Raw genomic sequence first — 15,337 nt, forward strand, 5'->3', positions numbered from 1 at the left:
GTATGATTACAAATAAAGGTCGAGCGCTTTTTGTGGTTGTGCACTTTTACTATAACTAAGTTGCGCTTGCGCTAAATACTCGCGTTTATTACTTGGTGTCAATGCTTTATCAAACACTCGTGCAGCAAGGTCATACTCACCATGTGCATTTGCCAGACACGCCAATGCCAATAATAAGTCTTGGTTGTCAGGCTGTTTTTTTAGAATATCTTGTAAGTTGGCTTGCAGTTTTAATGCATCTCCCGGGGCAGATACTTTAAGTACTTGCGCAAGTTGGTGCTGATCGTCAGGCTTTTTCAGCATTTTTATTAAAGTCTGTTCTATTTCACTTAAGTGCCCGCATTTCGCCATGGCAGATAAGTATGCGGTGCCAGCTTTTATTTTTAAGTGTTTACTTAATGCTTGATACTTTTCGGGTAGTTCACTTTGAGCATTGAAGTATGCTGAAAATAATACATTCCATTGGCTATCAGTAAGCGCTTTTTTACTTAATAAACGCGGCATAAACTGCTCAAGTGCAGACCATTTTTTCTGCTGTACCAGCACTTCAGCATATAACTTAAGCTCCAGCGCGCTGGCTTTTTTAGCCTCTGCTAATGCTTTTAACTCACCTGTAACCGTACTACTATCTCCACTGGCAAGCCAGAGCTTAGCTGCTTTCAATTGATTATCAGGACTAATTTTATCTAGTTGCTCTATTGCTTTGTTAGACTCATTATTATGTAAAGCAGCTTTGGCGAGCATAGCATGACGTAGATCCTGCCACTGATCCGCAACGCTGTTATTTGCGAGTGCGAGCTCTAGCTGCTCGTAATCACTATTAACTAAACTCCAAACACTTTGTTCAATCGCTGCTTGCTTGCGCTCCTCACTGCGGGCAAAAAAACGATGGCGAGTATTACTATATAAAGACCAAATATAACGAATCAATTTATAAGTTAAATACAAGCCCAGTGCGATAACTAAAAAGGTTGCACAAAACGCAACTATTGAGCCTTCAATTGTCGTTTGATTAAACGAAATTAACACATAGCCCACTTCACCAATTAACATAGGAGATAAAGCTAGTAACACAGCAATGGCTAAAATTAGCAATATCAGGCGGATCATTGTACCCACTCCTTGACCTGCTCGGTGCTTTGCAGCTTCACCTCAGGACTAAAGTACATCTGCTCTTTGCTTAACTCATTCAACGCCTTGAGAGTACTTTTAGTTAGTGGATCATCCTGTTTAAAATACTCCTTTACAATAATATGCGCCTGACTAACAGCAGTAAAATAAATACTCGCTTGTTTGGTTAACAATGCATCTTGCGCTTGAGATAAATACAAACTCAAACGCTGCTGAATTAAATGACGCTCTTGTTCTGTCAATAAAGGCTCAATAGACATATCTTCACGTTGGCGAATTTTTATGAAATTGTCGGTAAATTGATGCCATGAATTAACTAAGTTTTGCTGCCAATCACTCACGTTTTCACTCAGTGCATGTTGCTCATCTTGCGCCACTTCTTGTGGTAAAGCCACAGCATTGAATTCAAGTTTTTCAATTTGCTCAACAATACCATGCAGCTTTAAATAAATGGCTTCAACTGGCACAGCTTGCACGCTACTAAGTGCTTGTAAGTCTTGATGGATTGCTTGGCGAATAGCGCCTGTTCCAGGGTGCTCTGCAAGTAGTGAATCTAAGCGCGACAGTACCGCACTTGCACCTTGGTAATCTTTTTCAGCCCAGAGTTTAAATTCAGCCATGCGCTGTAAGCTTGTAACCTCTTGTGGGTTTAAGCTATAGGCTTGTTGCTCTGCGCGTTGCAATGCACTGTCTAGTTGCTGCTGTGTTTTTTCACTGTTTTCTGCCAGCGCCGCTGCTACTTTTTTCTCACTATTAAACAATGCCTGCTGTAGTGTTTGCTGCGCTTTTTTAACTGCGTTTAACTCTTTATTTAACTGCTGGTTATCAGTCGTTAATTGATTCACTAACAGGTTGGCTTGCTGCTCAGAATTGAGTTTCTGATAGAACTGATAGCCCACTCCCGATGCCACAATGAGAGAAATAAGTAGCGCAAGGCTGCCTGTTTTGCTTATGCTTTGTTTATTATTTGGCTGCATTGTTGATTCTTTTGTTGCAGCTGACGCAGACGCCTGCTTTGCTGTTGGCTTAGCGGCTGCTGGTTTTGCCTCTGAAGAGGTTGTTGGCTTTACATTTTCACTCATAGTATTACCTTGGCTGATGCAGGAATACATAGCGCTATCGCTCGCGCCTGCAGCAATGTGTATGTTTGCCGAGTCTAACTGTTGCTTAAGGTATTCACCAATTCGATTGCTTGCAACATAGAACTGACAGTGTCTTAACCATTGTAGTTGTTTTGACGAAAGTTGACGGAAGATAGCATCAACAGCCGCGTTACTTGTTATGACTATACCTTCAACATCAATGCTTTGCCAGTGGTCTATCCAGTCTGCAGCATTTCCTTTAACAGGACCGCGTTGATAAACAACTAAACTATTTAAAAATGCCTCACGCTGCTTTAATGCTTGCGCTATAGTCGGTCGGCCATCTTTGCCTTTGACCAAAACAATATTTTGCCCTGCCACTTGCTGCAACGACGTGAGTGCTAGCAAGCCTTCTGAATCATGTTGTTTTGGCACAGCTGCGCGTATGCCAAAAGCTTGCCAAACAGCTTCTGCTGTTTGTTCGCCTACTGCGTAAAACTGTGCTTTAGTGTTGATATCAGGCTTAAGTGCTAATAATGCAGTAACAGCATCTTGTGAGATAAAAATAATTTTATCGGCATTTAATAAGGGTGTTAATTGAGCACCGTTAGGTTCAAGGGCGTTTATTTCTAGCACTGGAAATAAAGTCGCCTGATAACCCTCTTGCTCAAGTTGCTGAGCAAGACTGGCTCCTTTTCCTTGTGGGCGAGTTATCAGGATATGTGACATTTATGCGTCTCTGTATACGTCAGCTAGAATTTTATCTGCGCCCATTTCAAGTAGTTGCTCAGCTAATTGAGTGCCCAGCGTTTGTGCATCAGCTGCTCTACCGCTTATTTCTGCACGTAATATTTCACTTCCGTCAACAGCGCCGACTAAACCACGTAAATGAACTTGATCGCCATCAACTAAAGCATAGGCACCAATTGGCACTTGGCAACCACCTTCTAAACGGCGATTCATAGCACGCTCTGCATTCACACGAACACGTGTTTCATTATGCTCTAATGGCGCAAGCAATGCTTTTGTCACTTCATCATCAACACGACATTCAATGCCCACGGCACCTTGACCATTTGCAGGAAGAGACACCTCTGGCTCAATAAATGCTCTAATACGATCATGCATTTCAAGACGAATTAAGCCTGCAGCCGCTAAAATAATCGCATCATATTGACCATCATCTAATTTAGCTAAGCGAGTATTTACATTGCCACGTAGATCACGAATGACTAAATCTGGGCGCAGCGCACGTATTTGGCACTGACGGCGTAAACTAGAGGTACCAACAATAGCACCTTGTGGTAACTGATCGATATTCGCATGATTGTTTGATACAAAAGCATCACGCGGGTCTTCACGCTGGCAGATAGTGTGCAGTGCTAACCCTTCAGGAAATTCTACCGGCACATCTTTCATTGAATGCACGGCAATATCCGCACGGCCATCAAGCATTGCTTGTTCAAGCTCTTTAACAAATAGGCCTTTGCCGCCTATTTTGGCCAGTGGCGTATCTAAAATGATATCACCTTGGGTTGACATAGGAACTAGCTCAACTTGGATATCATGATGAAAATGTTCAAGTTGTGCTTTTACAAACTCAGCTTGCCAAAGAGCTAAAGCACTCTTACGTGTGGCGATACGAACGATGTTTTTGTTTTCTGTTGCTTGTGTTGTCATGAAAAGGTCCAATGTTCTTTGCTAATCAAAAATTGTTCAATCAGCTAAAATGCGAAATTCTTTTTGAGCAAGTAAATGGTCTTGTTCGTCAACCACGTCAACACGCCATTGTCCGGTTTGCTCAGGTAAAATATGTTTATTTGAATAGGTACGATAACGCGGCGAGGTAACATTAAGCTCAATACTTGCCATTACTTGATTTTCATAACGCCAAATGTGCCTAATACGTTGACCTTGTAAGTTTTTTAACTCACTAAAAAAAGCCAAACTCTCTGTAAATTCAGAGAAGCGAATATCCGCTTTAAATACATTTACAGGTTCACGATCAACCACATCTCGAGTCAAAACTGCGCGGCTTACTTTGTCAGTATCTATTTTAGCACCTAAAGCAACACTCGCAATATGAGCTGTTGCGGCAAAGTTATCTTGGCTTGCATCTGCGTGCACAACCTCAATGTTTTGCTCTTGGGGTTCAGGCTCTTCAATGACAACTTCATTTTGTGAAGAGTTGCCTTGCAGTGAAATTTCAGGCACAGCTTCAACCGTGGTATCGTTATCAATAACAGTTACTGGGGCTTGAGGCGAATCTAAAGACTCTGAGGCCTGTGCATCATGCTGACCTATGAGTGGCTCATCATCCACCTCTTCCTCAATTACTTCAAATGCTGAAATAAACTGGGCTGGTTCATCAGTGGCCGAATCGTTTTGTTCAGCATTAACAGAACCCATCAGGCTATATGCAAAAACCATCAACGCCAGACCAACCAGTAACGCAACAGTTACAATTCGTCGCCAATGCCATTGATAAGTTACCTCGGGCACCACAGTGCTTGCGCTTCTATTCATATTTGCAGTGATCACGATCTTTTGACTCATAATAGCCTCAATGCTGTAAATAATTAATTTAAGCGAGCAATTAACCATTGGCGGATCGCCATTAGTTCTTCCCCACAGACCTGATGAGCCATAGGGTAATCTTGCCAGCTTACATCCATGTTATGCGCTGATAAAACATCAAACGCACTTCGACCCGCACTATGTGGCACTACATCATCTTGACGACCATGGGCCATAAATACAGATAACCCCGTTTGCTGTGCTTCTTCGGTCAGCTTCTCTGGTACACACATATAAGTAGAGAGTGCCATCACACCAGCGAGCTTTTGTGGCAATCGCGGTGCTAAGTGTAGTGAAATTACACCACCTTGTGAAAAACCTGCTAAAATAATTTTATCTGCAGCAATGCCATTATTAAGCTCTTGCTTAATAAGTTGCTCTACTTTAGCAGCCGATTCACGTACACCGGCCTCATCAGCACGCTTGTCTAAATCCATTGATTTAATATCGTACCAAGAGCGCATTGCCATGCCGCCATTAATTGTAACAGGCTGTACTGGGGCATGTGGAAATACAAACCTGATACCAAGTTCTTCCGGTAGTGCAAGTTGTGACGCAACAGGCAAAAAACCTTCTCCTGAATCACCTAAACCATGCAGCCAAATTACCGTGGCTTTGTGCTCACCTTTTGCCGGGTATTCTACAAACTCTAAACTCATAGTTCTGATTGCCACTCAACTGTTTGACCTGCTTGGCGCGTTGCTGCGTCATTCATAAACTGCCAAAACTCTGCACCGGAGCGGTTATCAATCCACTTATCACCTTGTAGTTCAAAGTGATGGCCATTAAATTTAGTTGCTACCCAAACTTGATGTAAAGGTGCCTGCTTGTTGATCACTATCTTAGAACGATCAGCAAAAATAATTTCTAAAATACCTTCTGCTGATTCGTAATCTAGATCCGCTTCGCAATCATCAACCTGCTCTTCGATTGTGAACATAAGTGCTTCGGCTAATTGGTGATATTCATGGTCTGTCATTGTTATTTCCTTAACGGCATTAGGTACAATTTACATGCAGATAGTGTAACAGGAATAAAATCATCCGCGAATAGCTGCATTTTTTAGATATTCTGTTAATCTGCGATTATAAAGCCAGCAACGCGATTAATCTAATGAAAGAGATGCATCTTAAACAATTAAAACAACTTTCCCCAATTGCTGTACTACTTATCACTCTCGCTGGTTGCGGGCAAAGCGGCCCATTGTATTTACCCGATGAAAAAGTAGAACCAAATCAACAACAAAAGCAAGCTTCAACTGAAGCAGTTAAACCATCATCAACAACCGAATCGAAACAGGACCAATAGATGGATTTTTTTGACTATAAAAATAATCAGCTGCATGCTGAAGACATCGCTGTCAATGAATTGGCAACACAATACGGTACACCATGTTACGTGTATTCACGTAAAACATTTGAGCGCCATTATCTTGCCTTTGCTGAAGCTGCTAAAAATCATAAAAACTTAGTGTGTTATGCCGTTAAAGCAAATTCTAATATAGCCGTATTAAATGTATTAGCGCGTTTAGGCTCGGGCTTCGACATTGTATCTAAAGGTGAGTTGGCTCGTGTAATTGAAGCCGGCGGTGATGCCAAAAAAGTGGTTTTTTCTGGAGTAGCGAAAACTGCTGATGAAATAGCCTATGCACTTGAGCTCGGTATAAAATGCTTTAACGTTGAGTCTGTATCTGAGCTTGACCGTATTTCACAGGTTGCGACAGACCTTGAGCTAATTGCACCTATTTCAATTCGTGTAAACCCGGATATCGACGCTAAAACGCATCCTTATATTTCAACAGGGTTAAAAGAAAATAAATTTGGCATAGATATTCTTACTGCTGTGAGTGTGTATCAATATGCAGCCTCATTACCAGGACTAAAAATTACCGGCGTGGATTGCCATATAGGCTCACAACTTACCGAGATTAAACCATTCTTAGAAGCTTTAAATAAAGTATTAGCACTGATTGATGAGCTAAAAGCAAACGGTATCGTACTGAGTCATATTGATATTGGCGGCGGTCTAGGCGTGCCTTACAATGGAGAAACACCACCTCACCCTAGCGAATATGTAGCGCATATCACTGAACGTTTAGCAAACTACCAAGATTTAGAGCTTATATTTGAACCCGGCCGCGCTATTGCTGCAAATGCTGGTATTTTGGTCACTAAAGTTGAGTTTATAAAGCAAAACCAAGATAAGTATTTTGCCATTGTGGATGCTGGCATGAACGATATGCTGCGCCCATCACTTTACCAAGCGTGGCAAAATATTGTGCCTGTTTGCCCACACAGTGATAATACGCCAACTAATAATTTCGACATTGTTGGACCAGTGTGTGAAACCGGTGATTTTTTAGGTAAAGATCGTATGTTAGCCTTAAAACAAGGCGACTTATTAGCACAGCTTAGTGCTGGTGCTTATGGCTTTACCATGAGTTCAAATTACAATTCACGCCCCCGCGTTGCCGAGATAATGGTAGATGGCGAACAAAGCCATTTGATCCGCGCGCGTGAAACCGTAGAAAGCTTATGGCAAGGCGAGAAAATTTTACCATAAACTTTTTGTAACCCGGCTGCTCTGTGGCATGATTAGCGCAGAGCAAATCCGAATTAGAGCGCTATGTTAGTTAATTTTTCTAAAATGCACGGCCTAGGCAACGATTTTGTTGTAATTGATAACATTACACAAAACGTTTTCTTATCACGAGATCAAATCAAAAAAATTGGCAGATCGCCATTTTGGCATTGGCTTTGACCAACTGTTAATGGTCGAAGCGCCCTATTCTCCTGATCTCGATTTTCATTATCGTATTTTTAATGCTGACGGCAACGAAGTGGAACAATGCGGTAACGGAGCTCGCTGTTTTGCACGCTTTGTACGCATGAAGGGTTTAACCAATAAACATAAAGTCACCGTCTCTACCAAGTCAGGTAACCTTACTCTTTATATTGAAAAAGATGGGCAAGTCACAGTTAATATGGGCCACCCCAATTTTGAGCCGAATAAAATTCCACTCAAAGCCAGTAAACGAGAGCTCACCTACATTATTCGCGCCGAAGAACACACCGTATTTAGCGGTGCGGTTTCGATGGGTAACCCTCACTGCGTACTTGAGGTCGACGATATAGAAACCGCCGACGTGAATACATTAGGGCCATTACTTGAGAACCATGAGCGTTTTCCACAGCGTGTAAATGTGGGCTTTATGCAGGTGATTTCGCAAGAACATATTAAACTTCGAGTTTGGGAGCGCGGTGTCAGCGAAACACTCGCATGCGGTACAGGTGCTTGTGCAGCCATGGTTATTGGCCAGGTTCAAAGCAAGTTAGCCACAACGGTACAGGTTGATTTACCCGGTGGTAGTCTACAAGTTCGTTGGCAAGGTGAAGGTCACCCAGTAAGAATGACAGGCCCCGCAGAGCACGTATTTGATGGACAAGTTGCCCTATGAGTAAAATAACCAAACAACAAGTTAGCGACTTTCTAACTGAAAATCCGGATTTTTTGCTGCAAAACCCAGATCTCTTAGCACAGCTTGAATTACAGCAACATGCTCAAGGCGCAACGTCTTTAGTGCATATTCAACAACGCCAGTTGCGTGAACACAATACCAAGCTAAAAGCGCAAATTGAGCAACTGATTGAGCAAGCAACTGAAAACGAGTCTATCTATCGCTTATTTAGCCAATGCCACCGTCAACTTTGGACTAATTACGATTTTAAAACCTTAGCTACTAACTTACGAAATATTATTTGCACCAGTCCTGCAATCAGTGAGTGCCATTTAGTACGCTATGAAGCTAAATATGATGCATTAATCGAACATCGCTTAAAAGAAACTGGCACTTACCTAGGCCGAGTTAGCCAACAGGAGCGAGATTTATTATTTGCTGAGCAAACCCAATCAACTGCTTTGTACCTGATTGGCAGCAACCAACATCCAGTTGCAATTTTAGCTTTTGGTAGTCTTGATGCGAATCATTTTGAACCCGCTAAAGACAGCTTTTTTGTACTTGAGTTTGTACGCTCGCTACAGCTTAGATTATTGGAATTACAACTGGAACTAGCATGAGCGAGGAGCAACCTCCTGGTTTAGAGCAATTAACAGCGCAATTGAGCAAACAATGGCTCACTCCTATCCAGCTGTTTAGTGATTACTTACGGTTTGAAAAACAATACTCTGCGCACACCATTACCCAATATACTAGCCAACTACAATTTGCCGCGCACTATTTTAGCAAGCTATGTGATAACTGGCAGAACGTAAAAGGTGAACATATTCGCCGCTACAGTATGGCACTGCGCAGCAAACAACTCAGCGGTAGAACAATTAGCCTAAAACTTAGTTGTATACGTAGCTTGTATAAATTCCTTAAGTCTAAAAACATTACCCAGCAAAGCCATTATCACAACCCTGCAGAATCGATAAAAGGCCCCAAATTCGCGAAACCTTTACCCAAAAATCTCGATGTTGATCAAATGGCACGGTTATTAGAAATTGATGACGATGCCCCCCTCGCTGTCCGTGACAAAGCGATGATGGAATTAATGTATTCATCAGGACTACGTATTAGTGAGTTAGTTGGCGCTAATATACAGGATATTAACCGCAGCGAAGGTGAAATATTGGTGCGAGGTAAAGGCAATAAAGAACGCTTATTACCGGTGGGCGGCAAAGCCCTTGATGCGTTAAATTGCTGGTTAAAGTTACGACCACAATTTGCCAATCCAGACGAGCCAGCTGTGTTCGTCAGCAGTAAAAAATGCCGAATATCAGTGCGCCAAGTACGATTACGGATGCAGCAATGGGGTATTAAGCAAGGTATTAGCAGCCAAGTACACCCGCATAAACTGCGTCACTCATTCGCCTCACATATTCTCGAATCATCAGGAGATTTAAGGGCCGTACAAGAACTTTTAGGGCATAGCAGTTTGTCAGCTACCCAAGTGTATACCCATTTAGATTTTCAACATTTAGCTAAGGTGTACGATAACACTCACCCCCGCGCTAAAAAACGCCAGAATACCGATTAAAAGGAAACGTATGATCCGTTTTAACCGAGCTATATCACCCATACAAGTATTGAGTTTTGATTTAGACGACACGCTTTATAACAATCACCCTATTATTAAAGCCGCGGTGCAAGCACAAATTGATTACTTAAACGCGTTACCTGACTGGCAAGCTCAAGGTAAGCATTATTGGCAACAATGTAGAGAGCAAGCTGTAAAGCAAAACCCAGCGCTCGTTGATAACGTAACCCAATGGCGAAAAGACACCCTACAATTAGGGTTAGCAAAACTGGGTTACCAAGGCGAACAACTTAAGCTGCATGCCACTGCTGCGTATCAAGCGTTTGCTGACGCTCGCAGCCAAATAACTGTAAGTGATGATGTTTTAGAACTGCTCTCACAACTTAGTAAGCATTATCGTTTAATTGCCATTACTAATGGCAATGTCGAAATAGAGCGTTTTAATCTAAACGGCGTCTTTGAGCTGGTACTACAAGCCGGAATGCATGGCAAAGCAAAACCCCACCCAACCATGTTTGAACAAGCTTGTTCGCATTTAAGCGTAGTACCTGAGCAAATTTTACATATTGGTGATAGTTTAGATACTGATGTGCACGGCGCGCATAACGCTGGCTGTCAATCACTGTGGCTAAGCGATCAACCTACACAATATGCGTACCGTGGTTTACCTGATGTAGAAATAACAAACATTCACGCGCTTAAATACTTTTTAAGATAAAGGAGTTATCGATGGGCTGGGGTTTTTACACTAAATTAGTTAGCTTTTTATTATTACTATCCGTTGCACTTAATGCCTATTTACTTTGGCCTAAACCGACTCAATCGCAAGCACAAACTTTAATATCAACTAAGACAAAACCGATACTAAAACACAGTGTAAAATCAACCAGCCCAGAATACCAGCAGGCCGTTAATCAGTTCCAAAAACAACAATTTACTGCAGCTGTAGCAAGCTATCAACAATTGATCAACTCACACCCACTAGAAGCTGAGCAGCTTTATTCTAGCTGGTTAGATACACTTGATAGCTGGCTGCTTAATAATGAACTAACAACCAGTGAAGCCTTCTTATACGCATTTTTAAGTAGTTTTCCTTATGATATAAAAATGCTGCAATTAGATGTTGAGCGCTTAGTTAAAAACCAGCAGCCTCATCAAGCTATCGTGGCACTTTTTACTCTACAAGCCATGACGAATGAAGCAGAGCAAGCCGCCGTCTCCATGCGTTTAACTCAATTAACGCAAGCCCAAATAAATACCCTAAATAAGCGAGAGGCATGGCAAGAAATAGTTAATCAAACGGCTGTATGGTTAGATTACAGCAGTGAAAACCCCTACTACTTAATGGCACAAGCAAATGCATTTTATCAACTGGGTGATTTAGTCAGCGCGCAGAGTAATCTAGATAGACTGGATGAAGAGAATCCGCTCAAATCCCAAGCAAGTGAGCTACAAACTTTAATTAACAATGCTTACTCAGAAGTCGATTTAGTACCACTGACTAAACACGGAGCACATTATTTACTTGATATTACCGTGAATGACGCATTAAACACGCAATTAATGATTGATACCGGCGCCAGCCTCACCGTTTTACCGCAAACAGTGATTGATGCTCTTTACCCAACGCCTGAATATTTAGGCACCATGACGGTAAACACAGCTAACGGCAAAACTACCGCACAACGATACCGCGTTGAATCAATTAAAATTGGCCAACAAGTACTAACTGATTTTGATATTTTAGCTATCAGCCAACATTCAGGACACGGTTTGCTAGGGATGAACTTTTTGCAGCATTTTAAATTTAATATTAATCAGCAAACAAATCAGCTAGAGTTAGACAAACAATAAATTAAGGATAGCTATGAACCTCAACGATTTTCTCAGCAATTTAGCCAATGACCCGCAAAGTATTGCATTTACCGATACAATGGCTGTAATAGACAACAATTACACATTTACGCCATCGGGTTTTAATAATCATGGGTTGGTTAGTGGTGCTAATGAAAATAATGGTTCATGTAAAATTTTTGCCTTCGCGAAACTGAATCAGCTTAGCAAACAAAATACCTTGGATTGCTTTGGCGCTTTTTATCGTGATGAGGTATTAGGTAATCCACATGGCGAAGATCACATGAATATTCGCACTTTTACGCTCGCGCCAGAAGTCACCCCATTTTTAGGGATTACTTTTGATGAAAAGCAGGTCCTAACGAGCAAAAATTAAAGTACTTTCTCCATAAAGTAGCGCGTACCAGAGCGCGGATAATTATTAAGTTGATACTTAATACTATAGCCGTTTTTCTCGTAAAACGGCTTAGCTTGAAAATCTAGTGTATCAAGCTGCGCAACAATTGCACCGCGCTCTACAGCGGCTAATTCCATTTCATTCAGTAGCTGCTTGGCAAAACCACAACCTCTAAATCTCTCATCACACCAGAGCCAACTGATTAATAACCAATTACCAAAAACGTGCCCTGAAATTCCTGCTACCAAGTCCGTTTTTTCAATTATCTTAAAGCCCAAAGGAATACGCTCTGCGTTAAAGTGTGTGCTGTTGAATGCGACTATTTCTGAGCGTAGCTGAGCATTTAGCTCAATTGAATCGTCTTTAACTAAGGTATACATTTAAGCTCTAGCCTCAATACAAATGGTTTTTTCCATAAGGAACCTCAAGCATATTACTTTCTGTCTTTTCAGGTTGACCGCACATTTCATCATATGCACTGGTATGGCGTAATACCATTTGCACGTAGCTTAAATGCTCTAATCGCTTTTGAATATGTAATGGGCTCAGACCACGAATAAACTCATCGTGCTCATCTGTAACATAATATTCCACATTATTGATCATTACAGAAACCTGATAAAGCGCCATTTCAAGGGAGTGTACGATCACTTTTTGAATAGGCTGGTGATTAGCCAACTCTGATAATTTAATCGCCATAAGTTTACTCTTTTGCAAAGTATAGTTAGGCTCAATACGTGGCTTTGTTATACTTTGATCAATTAGAATTTTTAATAACACTTATGACTGACAAAATCCGTCTTGCCAAATACCTCGCTCATGCGGGCTTATGCTCTCGTAAACAAGCATCGAGACTCATTGATCAAGGCGTAGTCACAGTAAATAACCGTGCGGCAAACCATATTGATCACATTGATGATAACGACCTTATTGTGGTTAACGGTAATCGTGTTCAAGGTAAGGCAAAACACGTCTATTTTGCTTATCATAAACCCGTAGGCATTGACTGCAAACTAAACCACACCGACCCCAGCAGTTTAATCCACCACTTACCTAATACAACACGTGTTTACCCTATAGGGAGATTAGATAAAGACTCAAGAGGCTTACTTATTTTGACCAACGATGGTGAGTTTTGTAATCAACTCATTCACCCTGACTTCCACCAGCCCAAACGTTATATTGTTAGAGTAGATAAACCACTGGATGATAATTTTTGCCAAAAAATGGCAAAGGGAGTCCCTGTAAATAAACAAATAACTTTGCCTTGTATTGTCGAAAAGACCGCAGAGAATCAATTCACTATCATCCTAAAACAGGGGCTAAACAGGCAAATTCGTAAAATGGCGCATTACTGTGGTTATCGGGTTATTGATTTATACCGAGAGCAAATTAGTGAGCTTAACTTAACGACCCTCAACCTTGCTGAAAACAGCTACCTTAAAATTAGCAAATCCGACATTTTAAAAAATTAATCACTTTTTATACAAAAGTAGTTGCAAATAATGATTACAAGTGTAATCTTAATTTAAAGATTACACTTGTAGGCATATATGAATGATTGAATTATCGAAAGCAGAATTTGAGGTGATCGATGCACTTTGGCTGAGCTACCCGGCAACAGCAAGTCAAATCATTGCACGCTTAAGCGATGAAAAGCAATGGCATGAAAAAACCATCAAAACATTACTAGGCCGCTTAGTTAAAAAAGGTGCACTTAGCTTTGAAAAAGAAGGCCGCCAGTATATTTATACTCCTTGCATGGAGCGCGCTGACTATACACAAAAAGAAAGCCAAAACTTTATTGAGCGCTTTTTCAGTGGCCGTATAGCACCGCTCGTCAGTGGTTTTGCAAAATCAGAGCAGCTTTCTCAACAAGACATCAACGAACTTAAAAAAGTGATTGATGACTGGGAAAAACAACAAAAGTAAGGACGCAACCATGTTAGAGAGCACATTTAACGGGCTTATTGAGCAACAGCTATTAGTAACCACTTTGATCCTGAGTTTACTCATTTTAGAGCGCTATTCATTAAAATGGCTTAGTGCAGATTTTGTTTATAAATTATGGTTATTGGTGCCGCTTTCACTGCTACTGGTTAACTTACCAGAACATTATAAGCCAATTCAAAATATGGCAATGAGTACGATGTTGATTACACCGAATCAACATGTAAACAGTCACTTCAGCATTAGCTGGGTATTACTGTATAGCATGGTATTTAGCTTTTTAGCGGTAATCGCGGTTATGACACACAAGCAATTTATAAAACAGCTAAAACTGGCTCCTTTGCATAATAAGCAATTAGCTGAGCAAACCCCTAATATTACGCTATTGCAAAGTGACACGGTAAATACACCGATGGTAATCGGCCTATTGAACACACAACTGGTGCTGCCAACGGGATATTTACAAAAAACAGACCGTGCATCTCTCGCATTGATAATCGAACACGAACAAGTCCACATAAAACGCAGAGACAACTTACTTAATATGGTGTGCTTATTAGCCACTCTCATATTTTGGTTTAACCCTATTGCATGGCTTGGTTACATGAGCTTTCGTCGCTTACAAGAACTCTCATGCGATGAGACCGTACTTGCGACAAAAAAATAAACATCAACGAATTTTATACAGCAAAGCCCTCATTAATTGCGCGGCTAATACCCGCACAGGTTTGATGGCCTATTCACACTATGGAGATAAAAATACGATGCTTCAACGACTCAAGCAAATTAAACACAACGGTAATAGTTCATTCGTTGCTAAGGCCGCTTTACTGATTTTTGCTGCCGGCATGCTTAGTAGCTTTGCTAGCGCAAAACAACCAGAAGTTAAAACAGACAAACATGCAATTTCACCTACTATGCGCATTGAACCTGTTTACCCAATTCAAGCTGCAGAGCAAGGCATCAGCGGTTCAGTAGTATTAAAATACGATATAAACCAAGCTGGAAATACTGAAAACGTATCCGTTGTTAATGCAAAGCCTGCAGGTGTATTTAACCGCGAGGCGAAAAAAGCATTAATGAAATGGCAATATAAGCCTTCACATTCAGGCTTCAAAGATGTATTGGTGCAACTAGACTTCGCGATAGATAAGCATTACAAATCAGAAGACCTTATTGAAAAAGTGACTGTTGCGGCTAAATAAGTGGTAATAGAAAACCCTAAAGCAAGCGCCTTATTTAAGCCGCTTGCTTTAGCGTTTTTGCCAATTAATAAAAAGATTAAATTAAAAAAGCCGCCATTACTT

At 41.1% G+C, this 15,337-nt stretch carries 17 protein-coding genes and 2 pseudogenes; 11 read left to right on the top strand and 8 right to left on the bottom strand.

Going from position 1 to position 15,337, the window contains the following annotated elements; translation table 11 throughout:
* Positions 1-6: 6 nt before the first annotated feature.
* Genes ACU8V8_RS15375 through cyaY form a run of 6 tightly spaced genes read right to left on the bottom strand, consistent with a single transcriptional unit; the run spans position 7 to position 5,769 of the window.
* Positions 7-1,110 carry a heme biosynthesis HemY N-terminal domain-containing protein gene (locus ACU8V8_RS15375; RefSeq protein ID WP_446888078.1) on the bottom strand — a complete coding sequence of 368 codons (1,104 nt, stop codon included), beginning with the start codon at positions 1,108-1,110 and terminating at the stop codon, positions 7-9.
* The gene (locus tag ACU8V8_RS15380; protein WP_446888079.1) at positions 1,107-2,942 is read right to left on the bottom strand and encodes a uroporphyrinogen-III C-methyltransferase; all 1,836 of its coding nucleotides are present in this window, start codon (positions 2,940-2,942) and stop codon (positions 1,107-1,109) included. Before ACU8V8_RS15380 ends, ACU8V8_RS15375 begins: the two co-directional genes overlap by 4 nt.
* Positions 2,943-3,893, bottom strand: a complete 951-nt coding sequence (gene hemC, locus ACU8V8_RS15385; protein WP_446888080.1) for a hydroxymethylbilane synthase — start codon at positions 3,891-3,893, stop codon at positions 2,943-2,945.
* 36 nt (positions 3,894-3,929) lie between these two features.
* A complete protein-coding gene (locus ACU8V8_RS15390; protein ID WP_446888081.1) occupies positions 3,930-4,769 on the bottom strand; it encodes a DUF2914 domain-containing protein in 840 nt (279 codons plus the stop codon).
* Between the two features lie 23 nt (positions 4,770-4,792).
* Positions 4,793-5,449 carry an alpha/beta hydrolase gene (locus ACU8V8_RS15395; protein WP_446888082.1) on the bottom strand — a complete coding sequence of 219 codons (657 nt, stop codon included), beginning with the start codon at positions 5,447-5,449 and terminating at the stop codon, positions 4,793-4,795.
* Complete coding sequence (cyaY, locus tag ACU8V8_RS15400) at positions 5,446-5,769, bottom strand: iron donor protein CyaY (protein ID WP_087531217.1); 324 nt, start codon at positions 5,767-5,769, stop codon at positions 5,446-5,448. Before cyaY ends, ACU8V8_RS15395 begins: the two co-directional genes overlap by 4 nt.
* Before the next feature lie 134 nt (positions 5,770-5,903).
* Here cyaY and lptM point away from each other — a divergent pair, with 134 nt between their 5' ends.
* From lptM to ACU8V8_RS15440, 8 genes and pseudogenes are all read left to right on the top strand, one after another.
* Positions 5,904-6,098: an LPS translocon maturation chaperone LptM gene (gene lptM, locus ACU8V8_RS15405; RefSeq protein ID WP_087531218.1), complete on the top strand. Its 195-nt coding sequence runs from the start codon at positions 5,904-5,906 to the stop codon at positions 6,096-6,098.
* A complete protein-coding gene (lysA, locus tag ACU8V8_RS15410; RefSeq protein ID WP_446888083.1) occupies positions 6,099-7,352 on the top strand; it encodes a diaminopimelate decarboxylase in 1,254 nt (417 codons plus the stop codon). It abuts the gene before it with no gap.
* A 63-nt stretch (positions 7,353-7,415) separates the two neighbouring features.
* Positions 7,416-8,247 (top strand): annotated as a pseudogene (dapF, locus tag ACU8V8_RS15415) (diaminopimelate epimerase).
* Positions 8,244-8,867 carry a DUF484 family protein gene (locus ACU8V8_RS15420; protein ID WP_446888084.1) on the top strand — a complete coding sequence of 208 codons (624 nt, stop codon included), beginning with the start codon at positions 8,244-8,246 and terminating at the stop codon, positions 8,865-8,867. Before dapF ends, ACU8V8_RS15420 begins: the two are co-directional and overlap by 4 nt.
* Entirely contained in the window at positions 8,864-9,829 is a 966-nt protein-coding gene (locus ACU8V8_RS15425) for a tyrosine recombinase XerC (protein ID WP_446888085.1), read from the top strand. Before ACU8V8_RS15420 ends, ACU8V8_RS15425 begins: the two co-directional genes overlap by 4 nt.
* A gap of 10 nt (positions 9,830-9,839) precedes the next feature.
* Entirely contained in the window at positions 9,840-10,547 is a 708-nt protein-coding gene (locus tag ACU8V8_RS15430; protein ID WP_446888086.1) for an HAD-IA family hydrolase, read from the top strand.
* A gap of 11 nt (positions 10,548-10,558) precedes the next feature.
* On the top strand, positions 10,559-11,683 hold the full coding sequence (locus tag ACU8V8_RS15435; protein ID WP_446888087.1) for a retropepsin-like aspartic protease family protein: 1,125 nt from the start codon (positions 10,559-10,561) through the stop codon (positions 11,681-11,683).
* A gap of 13 nt (positions 11,684-11,696) precedes the next feature.
* The gene (locus ACU8V8_RS15440) at positions 11,697-12,059 is read left to right on the top strand and encodes a HopJ type III effector protein (protein WP_446888088.1); all 363 of its coding nucleotides are present in this window, start codon (positions 11,697-11,699) and stop codon (positions 12,057-12,059) included.
* Here the strand turns inward: ACU8V8_RS15440 and ACU8V8_RS15445 are convergent.
* Complete coding sequence (locus ACU8V8_RS15445) at positions 12,056-12,460, bottom strand: GNAT family N-acetyltransferase (RefSeq protein ID WP_446888089.1); 405 nt, start codon at positions 12,458-12,460, stop codon at positions 12,056-12,058. The genes ACU8V8_RS15440 and ACU8V8_RS15445 overlap by 4 nt on opposite strands.
* A 13-nt stretch (positions 12,461-12,473) precedes the next feature.
* Positions 12,474-12,779, bottom strand: coding sequence for a DUF6482 family protein (locus tag ACU8V8_RS15450; protein ID WP_446888090.1), 306 nt, complete (start codon positions 12,777-12,779; stop codon positions 12,474-12,476).
* Between the two features lie 83 nt (positions 12,780-12,862).
* Between ACU8V8_RS15450 and ACU8V8_RS15455 the strand changes: the two genes are divergently transcribed.
* The 3 genes and pseudogenes from ACU8V8_RS15455 to ACU8V8_RS15465 all read left to right on the top strand — a co-directional run bounded on the left by ACU8V8_RS15455 (position 12,863) and on the right by ACU8V8_RS15465 (position 15,235).
* Entirely contained in the window at positions 12,863-13,555 is a 693-nt protein-coding gene (locus ACU8V8_RS15455; protein ID WP_446889658.1) for a pseudouridine synthase, read from the top strand.
* Between the two features lie 82 nt (positions 13,556-13,637).
* Entirely contained in the window at positions 13,638-14,012 is a 375-nt protein-coding gene (locus tag ACU8V8_RS15460) for a BlaI/MecI/CopY family transcriptional regulator (RefSeq protein ID WP_446888091.1), read from the top strand.
* 10 nt (positions 14,013-14,022) lie between these two features.
* A pseudogene (locus ACU8V8_RS15465) lies at positions 14,023-15,235 on the top strand (M56 family metallopeptidase).
* Positions 15,236-15,337: the final 102 nt, after the last annotated feature.

This window comes from Pseudoalteromonas sp. SaAl2 (genome assembly GCF_052947895.1).

Excerpts from the sequence above, each read along its gene's own strand:
- ACU8V8_RS15375 (WP_446888078.1), bottom strand. The coding sequence starts at position 1,110 with ATGATCCGCCTGATATTGCTAATTTTAGCCATTGCTGTGTTACTAGCT.
- ACU8V8_RS15380 (WP_446888079.1), bottom strand. The coding sequence starts at position 2,942 with ATGTCACATATCCTGATAACTCGCCCACAAGGAAAAGGAGCCAGTCTT.
- hemC (WP_446888080.1), bottom strand. The coding sequence starts at position 3,893 with ATGACAACACAAGCAACAGAAAACAAAAACATCGTTCGTATCGCCACA.
- ACU8V8_RS15390 (WP_446888081.1), bottom strand. The coding sequence starts at position 4,769 with ATGAGTCAAAAGATCGTGATCACTGCAAATATGAATAGAAGCGCAAGC.
- ACU8V8_RS15395 (WP_446888082.1), bottom strand. The coding sequence starts at position 5,449 with ATGAGTTTAGAGTTTGTAGAATACCCGGCAAAAGGTGAGCACAAAGCC.
- cyaY (WP_087531217.1), bottom strand. The coding sequence starts at position 5,769 with ATGACAGACCATGAATATCACCAATTAGCCGAAGCACTTATGTTCACA.
- lptM (WP_087531218.1), top strand. The coding sequence starts at position 5,904 with ATGAAAGAGATGCATCTTAAACAATTAAAACAACTTTCCCCAATTGCT.
- lysA (WP_446888083.1), top strand. The coding sequence starts at position 6,099 with ATGGATTTTTTTGACTATAAAAATAATCAGCTGCATGCTGAAGACATC.
- ACU8V8_RS15420 (WP_446888084.1), top strand. The coding sequence starts at position 8,244 with ATGAGTAAAATAACCAAACAACAAGTTAGCGACTTTCTAACTGAAAAT.
- ACU8V8_RS15425 (WP_446888085.1), top strand. The coding sequence starts at position 8,864 with ATGAGCGAGGAGCAACCTCCTGGTTTAGAGCAATTAACAGCGCAATTG.
- ACU8V8_RS15430 (WP_446888086.1), top strand. The coding sequence starts at position 9,840 with ATGATCCGTTTTAACCGAGCTATATCACCCATACAAGTATTGAGTTTT.
- ACU8V8_RS15435 (WP_446888087.1), top strand. The coding sequence starts at position 10,559 with ATGGGCTGGGGTTTTTACACTAAATTAGTTAGCTTTTTATTATTACTA.
- ACU8V8_RS15440 (WP_446888088.1), top strand. The coding sequence starts at position 11,697 with ATGAACCTCAACGATTTTCTCAGCAATTTAGCCAATGACCCGCAAAGT.
- ACU8V8_RS15445 (WP_446888089.1), bottom strand. The coding sequence starts at position 12,460 with ATGTATACCTTAGTTAAAGACGATTCAATTGAGCTAAATGCTCAGCTA.
- ACU8V8_RS15450 (WP_446888090.1), bottom strand. The coding sequence starts at position 12,779 with ATGGCGATTAAATTATCAGAGTTGGCTAATCACCAGCCTATTCAAAAA.
- ACU8V8_RS15455 (WP_446889658.1), top strand. The coding sequence starts at position 12,863 with ATGACTGACAAAATCCGTCTTGCCAAATACCTCGCTCATGCGGGCTTA.
- ACU8V8_RS15460 (WP_446888091.1), top strand. The coding sequence starts at position 13,638 with ATGATTGAATTATCGAAAGCAGAATTTGAGGTGATCGATGCACTTTGG.